Raw genomic sequence first — 23,324 nt, 5'->3', positions numbered from 1 at the left:
CAGAAGAGCATCCTATCCTTGTGACCAAAACCAACATAATTGGAGGATGAGACATGCCAGCAGCCAAAAAGGCGACAGCAATCAGCTTATCTTTGTCTACTGCAATCTTCGTAATGGCCGGATTGACGGGTTGTGGAACCAGTACAAAAGATAACAATCTGCATACCCAAAGTGTTCGTCATGAAGTGAAAGGCATTAACCGTTATGGTGTTGAGTCCAATGGGATGGATGGTATTCGTGCGAAAAGCTATCGCACGCATAACGTCACTGACCTGAAATCAAGTGACGAGCTGGCTAAACGTATTTCAGAAATGAAGGAAGTGAAGTCAGCACATGTTATGCTGACCGATCGTAACGCGTATGTTGCAGTCCGTTTGACAGATGGTCACACTGGCAAATTGGAAAGCAAATCTTTGCGTAACCGTGCAAATGGCACTATGCGTACAGAAAGCATGGGTCAGGATATGGGCGGTTTGCGTGTAAATGGTGGTAATGGAACCATGTCTCCATACAGCACCAGTGGCATTGCTCCGGGACTGAACACCAATGCAGCTACGGATCGCAGCCACATGGGCAATGACCGCAGTATCTATGGAACCATGGGAACCGGATCTTATGGCATGATGCGTGGTCTGACTAACAGTGGCAATGGCAATACACGTACAATGACCGAAGGTCACTACGGGATGAAGAGTGAAACATCGCGTATTGACAGCACGGATGACAACACATCCGAAGAGATTAAATCCAAAATCTCGGCGAAAATCAAACAATTTGCACCTAACGTCGAGAACGTATACGTATCAGCTAACCCGGACTTTGTTCAACATGTGGAGAGCTATGCCACAGATATACGTAACGGCAAACCGGTTAGCGGCATGATTAACACGTTCCAATCGATGGTTGAACGTATTTTCCCAACGAATGCGTTGAACTCGAATCACCGTGATGGTGTGCTCGATGATGGCATTATGAATCGTAACAACAACGATGGCATGATGAACCGCATGAATCGGTAATTTAGGTTGAACAAGTATGCCTTTGCGCTGATGGTCAACATTAGCTGCAGGGGCATGTTTGTTTTTAGAGGGATATTGAAAATAACGATTGAGAAAATGATACATAGTATACTTATATGAGACCGAGTCCAAATTGACGATTAGGGTTTACTTAGTTTGTACCTACATAGGTTATTCATTCAAATTGCAATTCACTGCCCATTTTTTTGATAAAACTGAACCAACGCCCTTGACCCTACATAAGATGAGTTGACTGTATCCCCTTAACCTTGTTACACCAACACAACCCAGGCAAGGAGGGGTGAACATTGAAGGGTATCGATCATAAAAGCAAATTTCTGTTGACCCACCGTGAACGCGAAGTATTCGAATTACTGGTTCAGGACAAAACGACGCGTGACATCGCAGGGCAGTTATTCATCAGCGAGAAAACGGTGCGTAACCATATTTCGAATGTGATGCAAAAACTCAATGTTAAGGGTCGTTCGCAAGCAGTTGTAGAGCTGATTAAGCTCGGAGAACTGAAGATCTGACGCGATACTGCACAGTTGATTGAAGCAGCATGAAAGTCTTTTTCTATTCTTCATGATGAAGAATGGGGAAAGACTTTTTTGTTTTAGGTTGGAAAGCGAAAACAAGCGAATCCCTAAAGTGAAGGGATCGCTTGTTTTAAATAGTCATTCTCAGAAGTCTGAATTCAGAAGCTGCTGAGTGCAGTCAGCTATTCTGGTTAGCTCAGATTTTGGATAGCCTAGCCGCTTTGTCTTTTCGCAGCACCACCAGCAGGAACAATGTATTTTGCCTTTGGCAAAAATCCCTTCGAACTTATAGGACCAACCGTACCGTACAGCAAGCTGTTTTTTTCGTTGAATAACACGCTTTCTGTGATGCCTGTAATAGGCTTGATTTCTTTGCTGAGATTTCATGGATCATCACGCTCCCTTGGGAAAAGGCTCAGCCCGCAGAAATTCCAAGGGTATAGATTGCTACGGGCAGAGCGTGATGGAAATCGTAATCATATATGGCATAAGGGTTCACCTACATATTGTTATTGAAATGCTCCTTAATAAAGGATCTCCATTGTTTCTTTGAAAAAGGCTTATAGAAGAGCTGCTCCAATTCCCCGTATTGTGTTTCATCTAGGTACAGATAGAGTGCTCTGTTTTATGGCAATAATCCAGGTGGAAGGAATCATTTTTTGACGTTGTCGTTGATTCATCGAGTGTACTCCTTCCTTAGAAATGAAAATGTCCACATTCACTTCAAGGTTTATCTCCAATATAAGCGGAATCCCATTCCTTAATCAAGAAGATACCTTTTTAAAAATTTCATCATACATACCGCGAATACATAGTGAGAATGCTCTTGATTTGCAACAAAGTATTGATTAAAATGAAAATATAAAAATAATTTTCTTTATTTATGATGAATTTATAAAAATAATTTTCAAAAAAGGAGTACTCATGGCAGCCATACTACATGCGTTGCAGCAAGAGCTGAATGGACTTCCGTCCCAGGAACGACGAATTGCAGAGGTGATTCTACAGTCTCCATCCGATATTCCTGGCTGGACCATTAATCATCTTGCGCAGCAAAGCGGAACAAGTGCGGCTACGGTAACCCGCTTTTGCAAATCATTTCATTTCAAAGGTTTCCCTGATTTCAAAATGAAGCTCGCCGCAGAATTGTCTCATTCCACCAATGAAACAGCTTATCAGGATATCGTGGCAGGCAATCCTTTATCCAAAATCGTAGAAGCCATTGAAGCCAACCACCTTGCATCCATTGCGGATACCACCCGTTTGCTGGATCTAGGTAGGCTGGAGCATGCGGTTCAGTTACTATGTCATGCCCGTCGCATTGATCTCTACGGTGTCGCAACCTCTTCCATTGTTACGCAGGATTTCTACCAGAAACTTGTGCGGATCGGCAAAAGCTGTACCGCCTTCTCGGATTCACATATGCAAATTACGTCGGCTTCTTCACTGGGTGAGGGAGATGTGGCGATGGCGGTATCCTATTCGGGTGAAACGCCGGAGACGATTGATGCTTTGCATTGTGCCAAACAGGCGGGAGCTTCTACCATTTCACTGACATCCTATGGCAATAACAAACTTGCGGCGGTATCGGATATTCCGCTCTTTACGTCTTCGCTAGAAGAAGGCATGAGGCGCGGGGATATGGCTTCACGTATAGCATTGCTGCATGTCGTCGATATTTTGTTCACGGGCATGGTTAGTGCCGACTTTGACCGCTTTATCCCCAAATTGGAACAATCGTATCACAATGTACAGTCTTATCGAGTTCAACATAACGGAGGTGCCTAAGAAGATGAATATACGTATTTTTGAAAATGAAGAAGATTTGAATGCAACGGGTGCAGGGGTGATTGCCAGTTTGCTGCAGACGAAACCCCGGGCTGTACTGGGACTTGCGACTGGAAGTTCTCCTGTAGGTATCTATAAACAGCTTATTGCTATGTATCAGAAAGGTTTGGTCAGCTTTGCGCAGGCATCTTCCTTCAATCTGGATGAATATGTCGGTCTTCCTGTAGAACATCGCGAAAGCTACCGCAGCTTTATGAATGAGCAACTGTTTTCGCATATTGATATCGATCTCGCCAGAACCCAGGTGCCGAATGGACAGGCTTCGGATTTAAATGAGGAGTGTGTTTCCTATGAACAACGGATTGATGATCGTGGACCAGTAGATCTGCAATTGTTGGGTATCGGACATAATGGTCACATTGGCTTCAATGAACCCGGAACCGAGCTTACAGGACGGACACATGTGGTGGATCTCAAAGAAGAGACAAGAAAAGCAAACGCCCGCTTTTTTAATCATATTGATGAAGTTCCAACTCAGGCCATTACGATGGGGGTAGGTACGATTCTGAAAGCCAAACAAATTCTGCTGATCGCCCGTGGTGAGGAGAAAGCCGAAATTATTCGTGAAGCCTTTATGGGGCCGATTACGACGCAATGTCCCGCTTCGCTGCTGCAATGTCATCCAAATGTGGTCGTATTGCTGGACCGTGCTGCCGGGAGGTTGGTGAAGTGAGCATAGAACATACGGAGAAACATGAGCAAGAGAGTGAAAAAACCATTTCCCTTCTTCGAGGCAAAATCGTACTGCCCGATGGTGTAATGGAGGATGGTGTGCTCGTCTGGACAGAAGGGAAAATCCTTTATGCTGGCGCACCCGAGGGACTATCTGAACACATTCGCCGTGAAGCCGTTTCTGTGCCTGTTTCTAAGCATGGCGTTATTGTCCCTGGGTTTATAGATATCCACGTACATGGCGGTAATGGAGAAGACTTCATGGATGCGAGTAAAGAAGTGTTGGATAAGATCACTTCTTTTCACAGCACGCAGGGGACAACAGCAATGCTGGCAACGTCCATGACAGCGCCCAAAGATAGTCTGGATCGGGTATTGTCTGAAGTGGACAGCTACCGTTCCGAACACATGCCATTTGCACAGTTGGAAGGTGTGCATCTGGAGGGTCCCTTTTTCAGTCCCAAGTGGCCTGGCGCACAAAATCCGGAACATATTGTACTGCCTAATGTGTCCTGGCTTGAGGCGTGGGGAAAACAATATCCTGGCCTGATCCGTCAAGTCACACTGGCGCCGGAACGTGAGGGAGCGCTGGAAGTCATTTCATGGCTGCGTGAGCAGCGAATTACGGCAGCATTAGGGCATACGGATGCGACTTATGAAGAGGTACAGCTTGCAGTCGAAGCCGGGCTGCACCATGCAGTGCATACATTCAATGCGATGACACCGCTGCATCACCGAAATCCCGGAGCTGCCGGAGCAGTACTCAGTGATTCCCGCATCAGTGCAGAGGTCATTGCAGACGGTATCCATGTGCATCCAGCGGCGATCTCGCTCCTTGCACAATTGAAGCAATCTACTGATCAAATCGTATTGATCACGGACGCGATGTCTGCTGCCGGGCTGGATGATGGTGAATACAAAATTGGCGATCTGCCTGTGATTGTTAAGGAAGGTGTAGCACGTTTGAAAGACGGAGGCGCACTGGCAGGAAGCACGCTCACGATGATTCGTGGTTTCCGCTATCTGGTACAGGAAGTGGGCTTGAGTCTGAATGCAGCTTCACGCGCAGCCAGCCTGACGCCGGCACGTCTGCTCGGGATTGATCACCGCACGGGTTCCTTTGCTAAAGGCAAACAGGCGGACGTCGTTTTGCTGAATGGTGATTTGAAAATTGAGGAAGTGTGGGTGAAAGGCAGACGAATCGGCGGTTAATTCTCCGTCTGTAGTGTTGTAGTGTGCCTCAACAGGCAATAGCTTGCGTAATGTGTTAAAATAGATCTCAAAAAAGCCGGGATCTGCGGATCACGCATTACGGAGGCGTGAAACATGGAACGTAACGCTATGCTCGAATTCGACCCGTTCATCACAGAGCTGGCGGAAAAGCTGCACGTACACGGATATTATGCCTTTTATGGCGAACACTACAATGAGACCGATATGGAGCAGTACCGCAGACACCTGTTCACCTCATTCAGCAATATCGTATGGGTGGAGCTGGATGCCCGCAAAAAGTATATGATTGTGGATCATCGTGGACGCAACACGGTCATGAAATTGATCGACGGTATGCTGAACACCCGTAGAACGCTGCGGGCCAATCTGGCGATGGCAGGTACGGACACCTCCGAAGTCCAGCAGGAAATCACGCACATGATGCAGCTTGTGCATATGTTAAATTTCACAACCTTCCGCTCATAAGTGGAGGATGCAGGAGTAGAACTGGAGGATGTCTCCGGAGGTAGGTTTGCCCCTTCTGGACACTATCGCACCAATTATAAAAGGGGTGTGCCGTCATAAATATAGACGGCACACCCCTTTTATATACTTATATATCTACCTACTACCCTTCATTTGTAAAGTAGGTTCAATCTTAAAGTCAGTCATGGAAAAGCTGCAAAGTAGTGAAGGGGACGAAATCGATTCTGGAGAAGCGAAGCGTTCGCCTAAAAGCTTTCTGCAAGAAAGCTACTTCGGAAGCATATGCTATCCCCGGATTTCACCTTTGGAAAAGGTATTCAAAGAAATCCGGGGATAACAGCGATCGAAAGAACGATTCGTATCCGGAACGGCCACTTGCACGCTTTCCAGCACTTATTTTTCACATGAACTATACTTTACAAACTTTTTAAAAACTGAACAATCGTCAACAACCCTTTATCAAAGTTCTCCAGGTTGAAATGCTCATTAGGTGCATGCAGGTTCTCATCTGGCAAACCGAAGCCCATCATGACAGCCGGAATACCAAGCACGCGTGAAAGTTTCTCCACGATCGGAATGGAGCCGCCGTCTTTCGTAAATAGCGCGCGAACGCCGTACACTTGCTCATACGCATCAGCTGCTTTTTGCAGTACTGGATCCGATGGATCTGTATTGAACGCAAAGGCTTTCTCGATTTGTTTCACATGCAGCGTTGCGCCTGGTTGAACATGAGCGCGCAGATGTGCTTCGATTCGGTCCAGCACCTGCTGTGGATCTTGATCTGCAACAAGGCGGCATGTAATTTTGGCATGAGCTTCCTTCGGAATAACCGTTTTGGTGCCTTCACCTTGGAATCCGCCCCATACGCCATTCAGTTCCAGCGTCGGACGTGCGCCAACACGTTCCACGAACGAGTAGCCTTCTTCCCCATACAATTGCTCCAGTCCGAGGTCTTGACGAAGCTGTTCTTCATTGAAGCCCTGCTTTACGAACTCTTCTCTCATCTCAGGAGAGAGCGGCAGAACGCCATCATAGAAACCATCTACGCTCACGCGGCCTTGCTCATCATGCAGCGAAGCGAGCAGGGATACGAGTGCGTGCAGTGCGTTCGGTACACCACCTCCAAATGAACCGGAGTGCAGGTCCGTGTTGGCTGTATTCAGATCCACTTCAAGCGAGCAAAGACCACGCAGACCTGTGGAGATCGCCGGTTTTCCTTTTTCGAGCAAGGACGTATCCGAGATCAGTACCATGTCTGCACACAGTTTGTCTGTATTGTCATTCAGGTAGATCGGCAAGTTCGGGCTGGAGATTTCCTCTTCGCCTTCGATGCAGAATTTCACATTAACGGGAAGTTCCTTGTTTTCGGCAAGCAGAGCTTCAACCGCCTTGATATGTAAGAAAATTTGTCCTTTGTCATCCGTAGCACCACGTGCAAACAGTTTGCCGTCCCGAACGGTAGGTTCGAATGGAGGTGTTTCCCACAGGTTAAGCGGATCGACAGGTTGTACATCATAGTGTCCATAGATCAGTGCGGTTGGTTTGCCGGGTGCATGCAGGTGATCTGCATATACAATCGGATGTCCCGCTGTTGGAATAACCTCTACATTTTCCATACCTGCACGAGTGAGTGCATCTGCAGCCCATTGTGCCGCACGGTTAATATCTTCTTTATGCGCCGAAATGGCTGAGATACTTGGAATGGATAACCATTCATTCAATTCTGCCAGGTTTTTCTCTCTATTTTCTTGAAAATAAGTTTGTTCCTTCATTAAAAGGCCTCCTTCATGTTTTGCTTTACCCTATTGTAATCCATTTTGATGCGTTAATAAAACATTGGTTAAAAAATGATCTGCTACATACCGTTTCATTCCCCCGGAAATTATGCGTATAATACAATAAACGGATTTCATCCATATATTCTCATGTAAACCATTCAGCAGGGGAGTTGAGGGAGTTCCCATGACAGTCAGACCATACGCAAGCAGGCAGGTGAGCGCTGATGGAACCAGTTAGGAAGGTAAGACCCTCCGGCAGACTCACGCGTTGGCCAGGGTTAACCACAGGGCGACATAAAGGGCGTTTTTATCGAAATAGTTTGATGCTTATTTTGCTCATTGCCAGCATTCCCGGACTGATTACAGGCATCGTGATGTATCAGTTGGTCGTTGGCCGGATGGAAAATGAATTTAATCAGATGCACCAAAGCCAGATTGAGAACCGGGCGCGCAACGTGGACGACCAACTCGCTTATCTGGAGATGACCTTGTCCCATTGGGCTTTTGAACCCAGGTTTGGCAATGCGCTGCGAACGCTGGATTTTGTGTATTATTTCAACGAAACACAGGAGATCGTAACCACACTATACGTGTTGCAAGGCTCCCATCCGCTCATCAAATCCGCGCAGCTATATTTGCAGGAACCGAAACCGATTTTGTTTAACCGGGATTATAACGAGTTGAAGGATGATGCAAAAATACAGGCCTTTGACCGCTATCTGACGATGGGCAACCATGTGTATTGGACAGACTGGATTGCGAGCCAGAGTAGTGATAAAGCATCTCGAACGAATGATAGTATACTGCATACCGATCCGGGTAATGCACTGGTTCTTGTACATAAAATTCCGGGTGAAAGCATTAATCCATTTGGTGCGCTGATCATTACGCTGGATAATGACAAAGTCGCCAGCTTGTTGAAAACGCTTACTCCTTATGATGAAGGGTTAACGTTCCTCATGGATAAACAGGGCAATACACTGGTTACCGGTAATCCGGTAGCAGGGAAGACCGACCTTGCTTTTGAGCAGCAGGTAAAAGAAGAAACAGCCCTGCATGCAGACAATCATTCATTCCTGTTCAAATATGAGGACGAGACCTATTCTGTGTCCTATGGATCACTGAGTCGGATTGATTCGGACTGGACGTATGTCTCCGCAGCTCCGCTGACATCGGTGACCTCACCGGTGAAGCTCGTATCCAAAATCATCGTCATTGCGAGTGCTGGCAGTCTTATCCTGGGGTTGGTATTATCCTGGTTTGCTTCACGCAGAATATACTCTCCCGTAGCAAGGATGCTCCATTTATTGACGCCGGGCAGGAGTGAAACGACAACAGATACCAGGCTAGATGAATTCCAGCTGCTGGAACAACAGTGGAACGAATTGACTTCGCAGAGTCTGACCGCCCATCGACAATTACAGGAGCAGCTTCCCCATTTGCGGGACAGTTTTGTATTACAACTGGTGCAGGGGCATCTGTATGCCTATAACGAGCAGGATCTTCAGCAGCGGATGAGGAATCTTGGATTTGAGGTGGAAGACCAGCAGTTTTTGCTGCTTCAGATGTATTTTACGGGCTATGCCCAGTTACAGGGTCGATTTGGTAGCCAGGATACAGGGCTGGTTACCTTTGCAGCAGTTAATATCATTGAAGAAGTTGCCAAAAATGTTTTCAGTCAAATTAGTGTAATGAACTTTCACGACCTGTCTTCAGCCATGCTTGTGATTGCTGCCAACGACGAGCCTGTGAAATCACAAGCGTTATTGTGGGGACAGGAGTTGGTGGAGGTCATAGGTCAGACTTTGAAAATGAACGTGACGGTGATCGTAAGTCGTCCTGCTGCCTCCCCGCAGGAATTGCCGGGATTATTCATGGAGATGGAGCAGGCGGTTGCTTATCGCAGCGTGGAGGACGGGAGCCAGATTCTCGATTTGGAGGATGAGCAATGTTTCCGCAGAACGGAAGAAGCCTCGTATCCACTGGGGCTGGAACGTGAGATCCTTCAGGCGATCAGGCTTGGGAAGAAGGATGAGTCTGAGCGTGTACTGGAGCAATTTGTGACCGAGATCACCCAAGCGGGCAGTTCCGAATTCCAGGTGCAGCAGATGATGCTTCAATTGCTGGGAAGTATTCAGCACATGATGCTGCAGACCGGGGTAACGCCTTACAAGCTGTTTGGTGGCTGCAACATGTATGAGCGCTTGTCCACGATTCGCGAACCTGCACAAATGATGAAATGGATGATCGGAGAAGTATTGCTGCCATATGTTCAGGAGATCGAGATGCGTTCCCAGGAGCCGCTGAAGCAGGTAGTGGAACGTACGATGTTGTTTATTGATGAGAATTATAGAAACGAACTTTCCCTGGAAGGCTGTGCAGATGCGGAGCAGATGACTCCTTATGCATTAAGCAAGGCATTCAAGCAAGTATCGGGCATGAATTTCATTGATTATTTAACACGGGTACGAATGGATGCGGCGAAGCAATTGCTGCGTGAGACCACGATGAAAATCAATGATATCGCAGGCGCTGTTGGATACCAGCACAGTTACTTTAATCGGATTTTCAAGAAACAGGAAGGTTTAACCCCGAGCCAGTATCGGGATCAATGGCTAGGTAAATAAACCTGTTCATGAGACTTCATCATTGACCGGAATCCCGCTTTATGGGACTCCGGTTTTTCATGTTTCACCTCGGAAACAAAGAAGGATAATGCTGCAAAAATGTGCAATAACCTTTGACGAAATATATCCAAATTGAAGAAGGAATGGCGTTATAGCGGGCTTTCGGGCCACTTTGCGTAACCATGCAAAAAATGAAGGTTGCCGGAAACAGGGCAGCTGTATAGTCTGAATAACAGGTCGATTGATAACGCTTACATAAATAGGGAGGGGAGACATTATGAACGGGAAGACGGACTGGAATGGAAATGGCGCTACAGCAGCTCAAGTGGAAATGGCCGCATTGCCGATGAAGCGGGAGTCCAACTGGAAGAGGCAGATCAAACGAAATAAATGGCTGTACGTACTTGTGCTTCCCGGATTTTTGTACTTTGTCATTTTTAAATATTTGCCCATGTGGGGGATCGTTATTGCCTTCCAGGACTATCAACCTTTTCTGGGCATTCGCGACAGTCAATGGGTGGGTATGGAGAACTTTACGAATTTCTTCTCCAATCCGGATTTCTTCCGATTGCTGAGGAATACGCTCGTCCTTGCCCTATATGATCTTATATTCTTTTTCCCGGCACCGATTATCATCGCTTTGTTACTTAATGAAATCCGGGTCGCTTTCTTCAAAAGAACGATTCAAACGCTGGTCTATGTACCTCACTTTGTTTCCATGGTCATTATCGCGAGTATCACTTATGTATTCCTGACTCCGCAAGGCGGGGTACTCTATGACCTGATCTCCTGGATCACAGGCAAACCGATCGATGTATTGGCAAGTCCGGGGTCATTCCGTCCGCTCATTATTGTTCAGATGATGTGGAAAGAGATGGGCTGGGGAACGATTATCTTCCTCGCAGCACTTGCAGGTGTGGATACAGAGCAGTATGAGGCTTCAATTGTGGATGGTGCAGGTCGATTACGGCGCATGTGGCACATCACGCTTCCAGCGATCCGCACGACCATTGTTATCTTGCTCATTCTCAGGCTGGGGAACTTCCTGGATACCGGTTTTGAACAAATCTATCTGATGACCAACTCGCTGAATCGTGATGTGGCAGATGTATTTGATACGTATGTATACACCGTCGGGATTACGCAAGGTGCATTCAGTTACAGTACCGCGGTCGGGTTGTTCAAGTCGGTTGTCGGAATTATTCTGGTGCTGGGCAGCAACAAACTGGCCAAGAAATTCGGACATCCCGGAATCTATTAAGAGCATGTTCGTCATCCATTGATAAGGAGGAAATCGCCCATGAACAGCCGTCTATACAACAGCCCTGCCGGCAGAGTATTTGATATTTTCAATTACGTCATTCTGGGGATTCTGGGCATATTAACCGTCCTTCCTTTCCTGTATATTATAGGAAATTCATTCGCGACCGAAGCCGAGATTACCGAACGCAGTTTTTTCCTTATTCCGAAGGTGTTTTCGTTCAGTGCGTATGAGTATATTTTTTCCTCGTCCACCATCTTCCGCAGTATAGGGGTTTCGATATTTGTTACGGTTGCAGGTACATTGGTCAATCTCTTCTTCACACTGACGATGGCTTACCCACTGTCCCGAAGTGACTTCTGGGGCCGAAATGTCATGATGAACATGGTGATTTTCTCCATGTTGTTCGGCGGCGGGATGATCCCGACCTATCTCGTCATTCGTGGACTTGGACTTCTGGATTCCTACTGGGCCCTCATGCTTCCTGGCGCGATCAGCGCTTTTAACTTAATTGTTGTCAAAAACTTTTTTCAACAAATGCCGCCAGGGCTGGAGGAAGCGGCCCGCATCGACGGCTGTTCGGATCTTGGGGTACTGTGGCGAATTGTTCTGCCATTGTCCAAACCGGTGATTGCCACCTTTGCGTTATTCTACGCCGTAGGGCACTGGAACAACTTTTTCTCGGCACTCTTGTACATTTCCGACAGTGACAAATGGCCATTGCAAGTCATGCTGAGACAGATCGTTCTGCTCTCACAGGCCAGTGTCGGAGATATGGCAAACATGGACCCCAATTTTGTACAGCCACCGGAGCAGTCCATTAAAATGGCGGTCATTGTGGTTGGTACCATCCCGATTTTGCTGGTGTATCCGTTTTTGCAGAAGCATTTTGCCAAGGGTGTCATGTTAGGTTCAATTAAAGGCTAAAGCCAAGGGGGAGAACGTATGGGACAAAAGACGGGATTCAAAAAAGGCGCATTGCTACTCTCTGCATCATTGGTATTGAGTACGATTCTGGGAGCTTGCTCCACGGACAAAGCAGGTTCAGGAACAGCTGCGGGTGGCACGGATCAGATCACGATTATGCTTCCGAACTTTGAAGCGGAGAATCCGCCGGATAACAGTCCTGTGATTCAGAAGCTTGAGGAATTGACCAAGATGGATGTGAATCTGCAATGGGTACCGAGTAGCTCCTATGAGGATAAATTCAATATCACACTGGCTTCGGGCAAGCTGCCCGATGTTATGGTTGTGCTGGGTAAGTCCCCAAGTTTCATTAATGCGGCTCGTACTGGAGCTTTCTGGGAGCTTGGACCTTATTTGAAAGACTATCCGAACCTCAGCAAGATGAATGAAATTATCACTAACAATGCTTCTATCGATGGCAAAACCTATGGCATCTACCGCGCACGTGCTCTCGGACGTAACGGTGTCACGATCCGCAAGGATTGGCTGGAGAAGCTTGGCCTGGAAGAGCCAAAGACCATTGACGAGTTCTACAACGTATTGAAGGCGTTCACGAAGGATGATCCAGACGGCAACGGTAAAGACGATACCTACGGTCTGGTGGCGAGCAAATTCACGGGCCCTTGGGATAATATGCAGATTTGGTTTGGTGCACCCAACAAATGGGGCGAGGATGGTAACGGAGGTTTAATGCCGGCACATGAGACTCCAGAATATATGGAAGCTCTGAAATTTTTCCGCCAAATCTATAGCGAAGGTCTGGTCAACAAGGACTTTGCCGTGATGGATGCGACGAAACTGCCTGATCCTTTTGTAAACGGGCAAGCGGGTGTCATGGTGGATGTGGCGGATAACGCACAGCGCATGGATCAGAAGATACTGGAGAAAGATCCGTCAGCGACTGGACATGTGGATGTACTTCAAGCGATGGAAGGTCCAAAGGGATTGCGCGATATGCCAACATCCGGCTACTCCGGTCTGATAGCTATTTCCAAAAGCAGTGTCAAAACGGAAGAAGATTTGAAAAAGGTGCTTTCTTTCCTGGATCAGCTGAATGAAACAGAATTGCAAACATTGTTGTACAACGGTCTGGAAGGCAAGCAATATGAGAAAAAAGAGGACTACATTATACCGACCACTGATAAACTTGCGCTCCGGGACCTACAGGGTTTGAATCAGATTCTGATGTTTGTTCCCGAGGACAGAACGCTTCGTGTGCAACAGACACCTGTTCGCGAAAAGGTTGCACAGGTGCAGAAAGCCAATGAGGAAATCGTCATTGCTAATCCTGGCGAACCGCTCATTTCCGATGTGTATGCCCAGAAAGGACCACAACTGGATAACATCATTAATGATGCCCGCATCAAATTCATCGTGGGGCAAATTGACGAAAAAGGCTTCCAGGATGCTGTTGCATTGTGGAAAAGCAGTGGCGGCGACGACTATGTCAAAGAAGTGAATGAGCTGTACGCTGCACTGAAATAGATGGATGTTCCAGAGCCCGGCAGCCTTGCTTGTAGTGTAAAGGTGGCAGCCGGGCATTTCCGTATATGCATAGTTCAGGCCAATTAAAACCATGTTCATCTCTTTTTTTGTGAATTATGGCTTCCAGTCTTTGGTTTTTGATGTATAATCAATGAAAAACAAACCTATTTGAACTTAAATGAACGGTAATGGTAAAGGATGACCACTCTTGAGCATACAGGGAGGAAGCGACATGTGGAACGGGGATGCATTTGAAAATCCCGAGGCGCAGTACCGGGTTCATCCCTTTTGGTTTTGGAATGGGGATATGGAAGAAGGGCAAATCAAACGACAAATATCTGAAATGTCTGCACAGGGCATAGGTGGTTTTTTCATCTGTCCACGTCAGGGGCTGGAGATTCCCTATCTGTCCGAAGCATGGTTTGACAAGGTACGGATTGCAGTGGAAGCGGCGGCCGCCTGCGGCATGCAGGTATGGTTATATGACGAGTATCCCTATCCAAGCGGGATGGCCGGCGGTGAGGTGACACTTGATTTTCCCGAGGCGAAGCAGCGCCAGCTTGTACATCAGCAGATTCGTGTTCATGGCGGAGAAATAGTGGATCATGAGTTGCCGTGGGGTCGAATTTTAGTGGCGAAGGCAATACCAAAGGATGCACAGGGCAAAAGATTGTGGCAAGAATCCATTGATTTGCGCAGCAACATCGGCAATATCCAGACGGATCAGGTATATCAGGAGACAGGACTCACGTCGTATAATCGCAAGCGGTTTTTTACATACCGAACGGCTTTTCGCTTGTTGTGGAAAGCTCCCGCTGGGGAGTGGGACGTGATTATATTTCAGGAAGAAGAGATGAATGATTTCAAATATTACGGCAACTTTGTAGACCCGTGTCACAAAGAAGCGATGAGCCGTTTTATTGAACTGACCCACGAACGGTATAAGGAAGCAGTTGGAGAACAGTTTGAAAGCGTAATCAAAGGCATGTTCTCTGATGAAATTGCGCCGCTTGGGCGTATTCCTTGGTCTCCACAGCTTCCCCTATTTTTTAGCGAACGCTGTGGTTACAGTCTGATCGAGTCCCTACCCGCTCTGCTGCATAGCGATGTCCCAGATGCAGAACGAATCCGGTATGACTACTACCAGTCGTTACATCTGCTGCTCAGGGAGTCGTATCACAAACAGGTACATGACTGGTGCGAAGAGGCAGGGATTCAGTATGCGGCAGAAGTGCCCGGGGTACGGATGACCACTCAGTTGTTCAGCCATATGCCAGGTGGAGATTCCGCGCATGAGAAAATCGGACGCCCCTTATCCTGGATTCTGGAACGGTATGGCAAAAAAATGCGCGACAATCCGAAGATGGTCAGCTCGCTTGCCAGACAGTTGGGACGAAGCCGTAATCTGATTGAGTGTTTCCACAGTGTAGGCTGGTCGATGACCTTACAGGATGCCAAATGGATGATTGACCGGATGGCAGCCATGGGCACCAACTTTTTTAACTTCCACGCCTTTTTCTATACCATCGGCGGACTTGCCAAGCATGATGCACCGCCATCCCAGTTTATACAGAACCCTTATTGGCGTCATTTCCGGCAGTTGGGAGATTACACGGGACGTTTAAGCTATCTAATGAGCACGGGGACTGCGGACATTCGAATTGCTGTGCTTGATCCAACGACCACTTTTTGGAGCCTGATGGGCAATCCGCTTCACGGATTCGAATATGGCGGAGAAGACGAAGCAGAACGGGCGAAGCTGGATCGCCTCACGAACGATTGGATGCGGATCACCTCGCACCTGCTCGAAAACAGACGTGACTATGATCATCTGGACCCCGAGCTGTTAGCGGAAGCTGTGCTGGCCGAGGGCACAATTCAGATTGGCGTTGCACGTTATGAAGTGCTGATTCTTCCGCCGATGCTGAACCTGGAGGCAGCAGCTTGGCAGCAGGTGAAGCAGTTCGTGGAACAGGGGGGAACGGTCATATCTGTAGGCATGCCTCCGCATGTAGCTATCCAACCAGGAAGCCCTGTAGGAAATGAGGCCGCTCAGTTCTTTGGTGCAGGTAACCAGCCGCACGAGGCATATTGGGGCAATGCGGAAGAAACAGGTCACGATAGCAGCGAATCGATGTGGCAACAAGGGCAGGGAAATGCTTTTTTTCTACCTGCGGGAACAGGTCGCGGGGATGACTTCTCGTTGGAACTGATCTCCCTGCTGCTGGATCAGGTACTGCCCGAACCGATCTGTTGGATCATGGAAGAAGAAAGTGCGTCGCTGCTTATGCAGACCCGTCAATTATCGGATGGAGAGTTTATGATCTTTTTGTCCAACCAGGAAGGACAACAACTTGAAGGGCAATTGAAAATGGTAGCCAAGCGGTTATGGACGGATGTGGATCTTTCAGCGGGTACACGTCTGCTGGCGGAACGGCTCGATCTGGAGACAGGACAGCGTGAACCATTGCCGTTTACCAGCAGTGGTGGTGAGTGGTGCATTTCGCTAAAGCTTGCTCCCTATGAAGCACAGGCTGTGAGGCTTACTTTACAACATGCCCGAGAGGTATCAGAGGGGAATTCTTTTGCTCTGAACCAAACAGGAATGAAGTCTGGCGCGGATCGTTTAGTTACTGAGACTGAGGACGCGCCCTATACCATTCAACTTCCTGCGGAGGGGCCATGGCGACTGGAAACGGTGCAATCCAACACACTTCGGATGGGGCAGTTCAACGTAACAGCTTCCAATGACAATGGTGTAATTTTTGAACGTAATCATGTTGCAGTCAAACCCTTTATTGATCAGGCGGCTGAATTATCGGAGAACCATCATCTGCCGCTCCAGTTTAATCAGGTATTTGGTACACCAAAGAAAGCTTCCGTTGCTTATCCAATCCAGTGCAAGTATACGACTACATTTGAGCTGAGAACGGCATTGGCAGAATGTCTGTTATTCATGGACAGGGCAGCGATATCGGGTAACTGGACCATGGAAATTAACGGACAACAGATTGGACCCGATCAATTCGAGCCGATTGAAATTACCGATCACAACAATATTGGCTGCAATATAACAGAGTTCCTACACAGTGGTCTGAATAAAATGACCGTTACTGTACAGGTCACGAGGGATGAAGAAGGTATCGTTGATCCGCTGTATCTGCAAGGGCGATTTGGCGTGGAATTCCATCATGAAGGCATGGTCTCTCTCGTTCGCGAGCCGGATACGGCGACCCGAATTGGGCCTGAGCCTCAGCCGTTTTATCCCCATTTTGCAGGGGAGATGAGTTACAAACGAAGCTTCTGGCTGGATCAGCCTGCTGAAGAGGTCGCGTCCTTTGAACTGGAAATCAGCGACTGGCAGGTGCAGGATGTGGTAGAGGTACGGGTGAATGGTCATAGTCTGGGCGTTCGATGCTGGTCTCCATATCGCTGGACGGGAGAAGCCTCCTGGCTGCGAGCAGGGGATAACGATATTGAAGTACGAGTTACCAATACATTAATCGGACTGCTGGAAGGTACGTATTTTGACTCGGGCAGCCACAGTTTGCAGGAAGCCGGTCATATATCAGCTGAAGAATAAACCTCACAAGATAAACGGATTGGCAAGAACATATGAAGGAGGGAAAGCATGGGTATAACCGGATTCAACCAGCAGCGTGCGGAGCCAATCTGGGTGGCGGATCAGGGGGATGGTACATACCGAAATCCGATTCTGCATGCAGATTATTCCGACCCTGATGTCATTCGTGTTGGTGATGACTTCTATATGACGGCTTCCAGCTTTTCGCATACGCCGGGGTTACCGATTCTGCATTCCAAAGATTTGGTGAATTGGAAGCTTGTACGATATGCCATTGAACAGCTGGATTTGCCAGGGTACGATGTGCCGCTTCATGGGAAAGGCGTATGGGCTCCAAGCATTCGGTATCACAACGAAAAGTTTTGGATTTTCTTCAGTACACCGGATGAAGGCATCTTCATGACCACTGCGGGTCATCCCGAGGGAGAGTGGTCCCCTTTGCATCTCGTTCACGAGGTGAAAGGATGGATTGATCCTTGTCCGTTATGGGATGATGACGGCCAGGCTTATCTGGTGCACGCTTTTGCCCATAGCCGCTGCGGGATCAAAAGCAAAATTCAAGTATGCCGCATGGCTGTGGATGGAAGCAGACTTTTGGATGAAGGAACGATTGTTTTTGATGGAACGAAGCATCATCCGACGATTGAAGGACCGAAATTCTATAAGCGAGATGGGTACTATTATATTTTTGCCCCGGCAGGTGGCGTGAAGCCAGGATGGCAAACGGCGTTGCGTTCGGAACAGGTATTTGGGCCATATGAGGACCGAATCGTCATGCATCAGGGAGCTTCCGCGGTGAATGGACCTCATCAGGGAGGTTACGTGGAATTGATGTCGGGTGAGTCCTGGTTTGTGCATTTTCAGGATCGCGATGCGTATGGTCGAATCGTTCATCTGCAGCCGATGTCATGGAGCGAAGATGGCTGGCCTGTCATTGGAATAGATCGTGAAAGTAAAGGAACAGGTGAACCCGTCGATGTGTATGCGAAGCCGAATGTTGGAGCTTCGTATCCCGTCTCGGTGCCTGATGTTTCTGATCATTTTGAGGCCAATCGTCTTGGTCTCCAATGGCAATGGCAGGCGAATTCGCGCCCGGAATGGGCGGATGTTGGTTCGGAAGAGGGGCTGGTATTACATGCGCACCCATACCCGGAGAATATTCAATCCTTGTTTGGTGTCCCACAACTGCTCTTACAGAAGCTGCCTGCCTCTGAATTTGAAGCGACGACCAAGTTGACGTTCTTGCCCAAGCAAGCAGGTGATCGGGTAGGACTTATCCTATTTGGCGATTCGTATGCAAGCTTGTGCCTGATGCAGATGGAAGATGGAACAGCCAGACTATCGTTGATTCGAGGAGCCAAACGTCCGGAGAGCCACCTGCACGCAGATGAATGGGAAGAAACGGGGCTGGACTGGAATGGTAACGGCACACCGTACAACGGCAGGACCATTCATCTCCGATTCACCCTGACGGAACCTGCCCGTTGTCAGTTCAGCTGGAGTGAAGATGGAACGGGGTTTCAACCGATCGGTGCACCGTTTAACGCGACGACAGCTCTTTGGGTGGGCGCGAAGATGGGAATTTTTGCTGTGAATACGCGATCTGCGAATAGTGGAGGTCAAGGTGTTTTTCGATATTTTGATGTGAAGGAAACGGTCTAATCGGTTCAGTAACGGGCCTGGAGGGACGTTCTGACCGCGCAGTGATCCAGTGTGAATCATTCGTTTTTGGAGAAAGCAAGTGGGGGAGGAACAAGATGGGACATCGTATCCAGTTTGACCGCTACCCGGGTGGCGTGATGAAGGCGTTGACGTTCAGTTATGACGATGGTGTGGTGCATGATCGCAGACTGGTGGAAATTTTCAATCAGCATGGGCTGCGGGGCACATTCAATCTGAATTCCGGTACGCTAAGCAAACCTGGCAGAATTGAGACGACAGAAGTTGCGAAGTTGTATGCCGGGCATGAAGTGGCTGTACATACGGTCACCCATCCCACATTGCCTTATGTCCCGGATGAGCTGCTGACCGAAGAGATTATGGAAGATCGGAGAGCGCTGGAACAGCTGGTCGGTTATCCGGTACGAGGTATGGCCTATCCGAATGGGGGTTATGACCGTTCACTCAGCACCAAGCTCGAATGGCTTGGCATCGATTATGCACGCACGGTTGAATCCCACGGCAGGTACACACTGCCTGAGCGGCCGCTTGAATGGCATCCAACCTGCCACCACAACCATGATTTGGCGGCCCATGCCGAACGATTTATCCAGCATACGAAGACAGGTACGCCACTCTTGTTATATGTATGGGGCCACAGCTACGAATTCAATGATAACGACAATTGGCAGATTATAGAACAGTTTGCTGAGCAGATTAGCGGCCGGGATGACATCTGGTACGCAACGAACATCGAAGTGATTGCTTACTGGAAAGCGGTCAAACGTCTGGAGTGTTCAGCAGACCGGTCGATTATCCATAACCCATCGGCCATCTCCATCTGGTTTACAGCGGATCAGCAGGTGGTTGAATTGAAGGCTGGCGAGACATTGCTACTAACCGAACGAATCAAGGTATAGGAAGGGAGCTGACGATCATTCGTTATTTTCATGAGAACGAGGCGATTGCAGGCAAGGTGTATGATTCAATTCCGGATATTTTGACTACCGTGGCACAGCGTTATATTGGGGACCATCCGAAACACTCCTTTTTGTTCCGAGCGTACCACCGTGGAGGCTTCCGCAGACTTGGGGATTATCGTTATGATCTGAATCTGGATGCCAAATGGAAAGAGGCTCGTGCAGGACAGTACGTGTACGTATGGGGCAAGTTGTGGAGCCAGCAGGAGGCTACGTTAAATACGGGACTGAACTGTTATAGTCCGGTGACGGTCTATGTGAATGGAGAAGAAATATTCAAATCGGAGCTATTGCAGGAATTATTTCCTGAGCGCAGAACCCAGATTCCGATTTCCGTGAAATATGGCTGGAACGATGTGTTGCTTTGTTTTGTAAAAACAGAGGTGGGATTCGGCGGAATCTACGGAACGGCCTCATTTAAAAACTTCCCGCTTCACTTCCTCACACCTGGTGTGTATCGCCAAGGTCAGGAGGGCTGGTTGTACTCGGAACCAGTCGATGAACCTTTATCTTCACTCCCTCGTGATGGCATGACTGAAGAAGAAACGGGCCTCTCCTGGTATCCGCGCAGGGACTGGACAGAAGGGGAACAGAACGCTGGAGCTTTCGCCAGAATCTTTGGGACAGAGCAGCCTGCTGTTGCGTACGCATGGTCCAAACTGGATGTCATCCAACCGGGATCGTCACCTGTTCTTTTGCAAGGGAAACATGAGGGTGCTCTCACCCTGTACGTCGATGGCAAGGTGATATATTCTGCTGAGCAAAGCGGCAATTTCCGCATTGAATTGCCTCGCCGCTATGGTCCAACTGATCTGATAGCGAAAGGCGAAACCAAGGCTGGGAGCGAGTTGTGGGGATTCACACTGGATGATGCGAAGGATTCCACTGCAAAAGGATGGAGATTAAGACCACCTCATCCGGTTGCAGGATGTCCCGATGCGTGGCTGTATACGGGTGCATTTTCCCCAGGCTCTGAACCATCTCCCGATGACATCGTGGTAACAGATACCGTATTTGATGATGGAGCCCAAGGTGTATACTGGCATGTGGATCTACCTGAAACGAGTGTTCGTCCCTATTTGGAAAATACCCATTACGGCAAATGGAATTATCCACTCGGTGTTACCCTGCTTGGACTTCTTCAGATTGGACAGGAGTTGGGACGTGACGACTATGTTCAGTATGTGCGGGACCATATTGACCTGAGTACGTCGTTTGACCGTTATGGTCTGTGGGATCGGGAAGGGTACGGCGCCGCGGGAATTAATAATCAGTTGTCTGCAATCGACAGTCTGGATGATTGCGGTTCGTTTGGATCTACTTTGCTGGCAGCGATGGAACTCGGCGACATTCGTGGAGGCAGGGATACCGCAGATCGTATTGCGGGCTATATTACGGATGAACAGGAACGTCTGGACGACGGAGCCTTTTACCGTGTTCGTGGCAGCGGAGAGATGCGCCAGGAAACGATGTGGTGTGATGATCTGTATATGAGCACACCTTTCCTGATGCGTTACGGTCAGTTGACGGGAGATACTTCTTATTGGGATGATGCGATCAACCAGTTCCTCATGTTCCGCAAATATCTCTATATTCCCGAACAACAGATCATGTCCCATGTGTATGATTTTGTACGCGGACGGGCGACAGGCATTCCATGGGGACGCGGAAACGGATGGGTTCTGTTTTCGCTAACCGAACTACTGTCGATTCTACCAAGTGATCACGTTAAACGGCCGGAATTGCTGAGCTTTTACCGGGATTTATGTCAGGGGTATCTGGCGCTGCAAGGTGAAAATGGACTCTGGCACCAGGTGCTGAACCGCCCGGATTCATATGAGGAAACCTCCTGCACGTCAATGTTCATCTACGCCTATGCCCGCGGCATTCGTGAAAGCTGGCTGGAGCAGCCAGAGGCCTACCTGGATGCGGTGCGCAAAGGATGGGAAGGCATGACACGTCTGTCCATTGATTATAAAGGCAATGTGTACGGAGTATGCCGGGGTTCCGGTTATTCCTTTACTGCACTCTATTACCGAGACGATCTGGGATGGATTCTGAACGATACGCACGGTATCGGCATTGTGCTTCTGGCCGGGATTGAGGCGTATAAAATGAACCAGCAGCTCTGCCGGAATTCGCTCGACTCCTCGGTTACAGCCGCACAACGCTAATACAGCAACCATGTGTTCATCTGCATATAGCCTAACGACAAATAAAGCGGCACAGCCTTAAGGCTTGCCGCTTTTTCCTTGTCATTAGGCTTATTATTAGAAACATTTTGTTCAGAATCCGAATTAGACATGTGTTTAAAACAGCTCCAATTGCTCTGGTCCCTCTTCCTCCTCCGGCTCCGTACGGTCAGGGAAGGGCCTTACGGGCTGCTCTAGCAACTCCATCATCATCTGAGCATTGGCAGCGGCGTCGCCGCCCGAGTTGTTGTTGAAAATCACATATACATCTTTGCTCTGCTCTTGCAATTGCTCCAAATAACCTTTCCACTCCAGCAACTCTTCCTGGTTGTAGCGATACAGATAACGGGTCTCGCGCCAATTGGGTGCACCATTCTGGTGCCAGCCTGATACATTGCGTCCATGCATACGCACCAGCGTCATTTCGGCATCGGTAGCCTCAGGTACAATAGGGATAGATCCTGGCCCCGCCTGAGGTTCATCACAGACGCTGTGAATCCAGCCTTGTTCCTTCAGAAATGCCAGCGTCCGTTCGCGCATGCCCTCTTCATACCAGCTGCGATGGCGAAATTCGAGAGCACACGGGATGCCTTCCATTCTTTGCTTCACTTCACGCAGTTCATTGACGTTGTCTCGATTGCATTCAAACCACGGCGGGTACTGGAACAAGGCCGCTTGCATCTTGCCTGCTTCCATGACAGGCTCCAGGGATTCACGAAAAGCTTTATACATCTCCGAGGTGCTTGTGAAATAGGGTTTTCCCCGCAGATGTCCTGTCATCCCTTGATAGGCCTTGACGATAAAAGCAAAGGACTCTGGCGTTTCTGCTGCCCAGCGTGCCATCCGGTCCCGAGGCTGAACGGCGTAGAAGGAACTGTCTACCTCCACGGTCGTAAAATATTGTCCATACAGACGGAGCTTGTCTTTCGCTTTGGTACGGTTCGGGTACAAATCTTCGTGATCTCCCCAGCCCGTAAGTCCAATCCGAATCATAAATAACACCTCCTGCTGCTTCTT

Annotated in this window: 16 protein-coding genes; 14 read left to right on the top strand and 2 right to left on the bottom strand. The window is 48.4% G+C overall.

All coding sequences use genetic code 11. From position 1 onward, the window contains the following. Positions 1-53 precede the first annotated feature (53 nt). The 6 genes from AC3ITG_RS26045 (at position 54) to AC3ITG_RS26020 (ending at position 5,776) form a co-directional block, all read left to right on the top strand. Positions 54-1,019 (top strand): YhcN/YlaJ family sporulation lipoprotein, encoded by a 966-nt coding sequence (locus AC3ITG_RS26045; RefSeq protein ID WP_489251788.1) that lies wholly within the window; start codon positions 54-56, stop codon positions 1,017-1,019. 308 nt (positions 1,020-1,327) lie between these two features. After that, complete coding sequence (locus AC3ITG_RS26040) at positions 1,328-1,552, top strand: helix-turn-helix domain-containing protein (RefSeq protein WP_017692532.1); 225 nt, start codon at positions 1,328-1,330, stop codon at positions 1,550-1,552. 930 nt (positions 1,553-2,482) lie between these two features. Further along, a complete protein-coding gene (locus AC3ITG_RS26035) occupies positions 2,483-3,346 on the top strand; it encodes a MurR/RpiR family transcriptional regulator (RefSeq protein ID WP_489251787.1) in 864 nt (287 codons plus the stop codon). Between the two features lie 4 nt (positions 3,347-3,350). Next, a complete protein-coding gene (gene nagB, locus AC3ITG_RS26030; protein ID WP_064635788.1) occupies positions 3,351-4,079 on the top strand; it encodes a glucosamine-6-phosphate deaminase in 729 nt (242 codons plus the stop codon). Beyond that, positions 4,076-5,290 (top strand): N-acetylglucosamine-6-phosphate deacetylase, encoded by a 1,215-nt coding sequence (nagA, locus tag AC3ITG_RS26025; RefSeq protein WP_489251786.1) that lies wholly within the window; start codon positions 4,076-4,078, stop codon positions 5,288-5,290. Before nagB ends, nagA begins: the two co-directional genes overlap by 4 nt. Positions 5,291-5,404: 114 nt before the next feature. Beyond that, positions 5,405-5,776, top strand: a complete 372-nt coding sequence (locus AC3ITG_RS26020) for a hypothetical protein (protein WP_053783145.1) — start codon at positions 5,405-5,407, stop codon at positions 5,774-5,776. A 416-nt stretch (positions 5,777-6,192) separates the two neighbouring features. Here the strand turns inward: AC3ITG_RS26020 and AC3ITG_RS26015 are convergent, their stop codons facing one another. Further along, on the bottom strand, positions 6,193-7,548 hold the full coding sequence (locus tag AC3ITG_RS26015) for a dipeptidase (protein WP_489251785.1): 1,356 nt from the start codon (positions 7,546-7,548) through the stop codon (positions 6,193-6,195). 230 nt (positions 7,549-7,778) lie between these two features. Between AC3ITG_RS26015 and AC3ITG_RS26010 the strand changes: the two genes are divergently transcribed. The 8 genes from AC3ITG_RS26010 to AC3ITG_RS25975 all read left to right on the top strand — a co-directional run bounded on the left by AC3ITG_RS26010 (position 7,779) and on the right by AC3ITG_RS25975 (position 22,289). Continuing rightward, a complete protein-coding gene (locus AC3ITG_RS26010) occupies positions 7,779-10,181 on the top strand; it encodes an AraC family transcriptional regulator (RefSeq protein WP_489251784.1) in 2,403 nt (800 codons plus the stop codon). 331 nt (positions 10,182-10,512) lie between these two features. After that, entirely contained in the window at positions 10,513-11,442 is a 930-nt protein-coding gene (locus tag AC3ITG_RS26005; RefSeq protein ID WP_052016746.1) for an ABC transporter permease, read from the top strand. Between the two features lie 39 nt (positions 11,443-11,481). Continuing rightward, positions 11,482-12,369 carry a carbohydrate ABC transporter permease gene (locus AC3ITG_RS26000; protein ID WP_489251783.1) on the top strand — a complete coding sequence of 296 codons (888 nt, stop codon included), beginning with the start codon at positions 11,482-11,484 and terminating at the stop codon, positions 12,367-12,369. 18 nt (positions 12,370-12,387) lie between these two features. Then, positions 12,388-13,893, top strand: a complete 1,506-nt coding sequence (locus tag AC3ITG_RS25995; protein WP_489251782.1) for an extracellular solute-binding protein — start codon at positions 12,388-12,390, stop codon at positions 13,891-13,893. Positions 13,894-14,125: 232 nt separating this feature from the next. Then, a complete protein-coding gene (locus tag AC3ITG_RS25990; RefSeq protein WP_489251781.1) occupies positions 14,126-17,476 on the top strand; it encodes a glycosyl hydrolase in 3,351 nt (1,116 codons plus the stop codon). A 48-nt stretch (positions 17,477-17,524) separates the two neighbouring features. After that, a complete protein-coding gene (locus AC3ITG_RS25985) occupies positions 17,525-19,138 on the top strand; it encodes a glycoside hydrolase family 43 protein (protein ID WP_489251780.1) in 1,614 nt (537 codons plus the stop codon). 95 nt (positions 19,139-19,233) lie between these two features. Then, complete coding sequence (locus AC3ITG_RS25980) at positions 19,234-20,055, top strand: polysaccharide deacetylase family protein (protein WP_489251779.1); 822 nt, start codon at positions 19,234-19,236, stop codon at positions 20,053-20,055. Between the two features lie 56 nt (positions 20,056-20,111). Beyond that, the gene (locus AC3ITG_RS25975; RefSeq protein ID WP_489251778.1) at positions 20,112-22,289 is read left to right on the top strand and encodes a glycoside hydrolase family 88/105 protein; all 2,178 of its coding nucleotides are present in this window, start codon (positions 20,112-20,114) and stop codon (positions 22,287-22,289) included. A gap of 135 nt (positions 22,290-22,424) precedes the next feature. Here the strand turns inward: AC3ITG_RS25975 and AC3ITG_RS25970 are convergent, their stop codons facing one another. Then, on the bottom strand, positions 22,425-23,300 hold the full coding sequence (locus AC3ITG_RS25970; protein ID WP_489251777.1) for a DUF72 domain-containing protein: 876 nt from the start codon (positions 23,298-23,300) through the stop codon (positions 22,425-22,427). Between the last annotated feature and the right edge of the window lie 24 nt (positions 23,301-23,324).

The organism is Paenibacillus sp. GL_099_B, from assembly GCF_057835695.1.
This window is presented reverse-complemented; position numbering and strand designations above follow the sequence as displayed.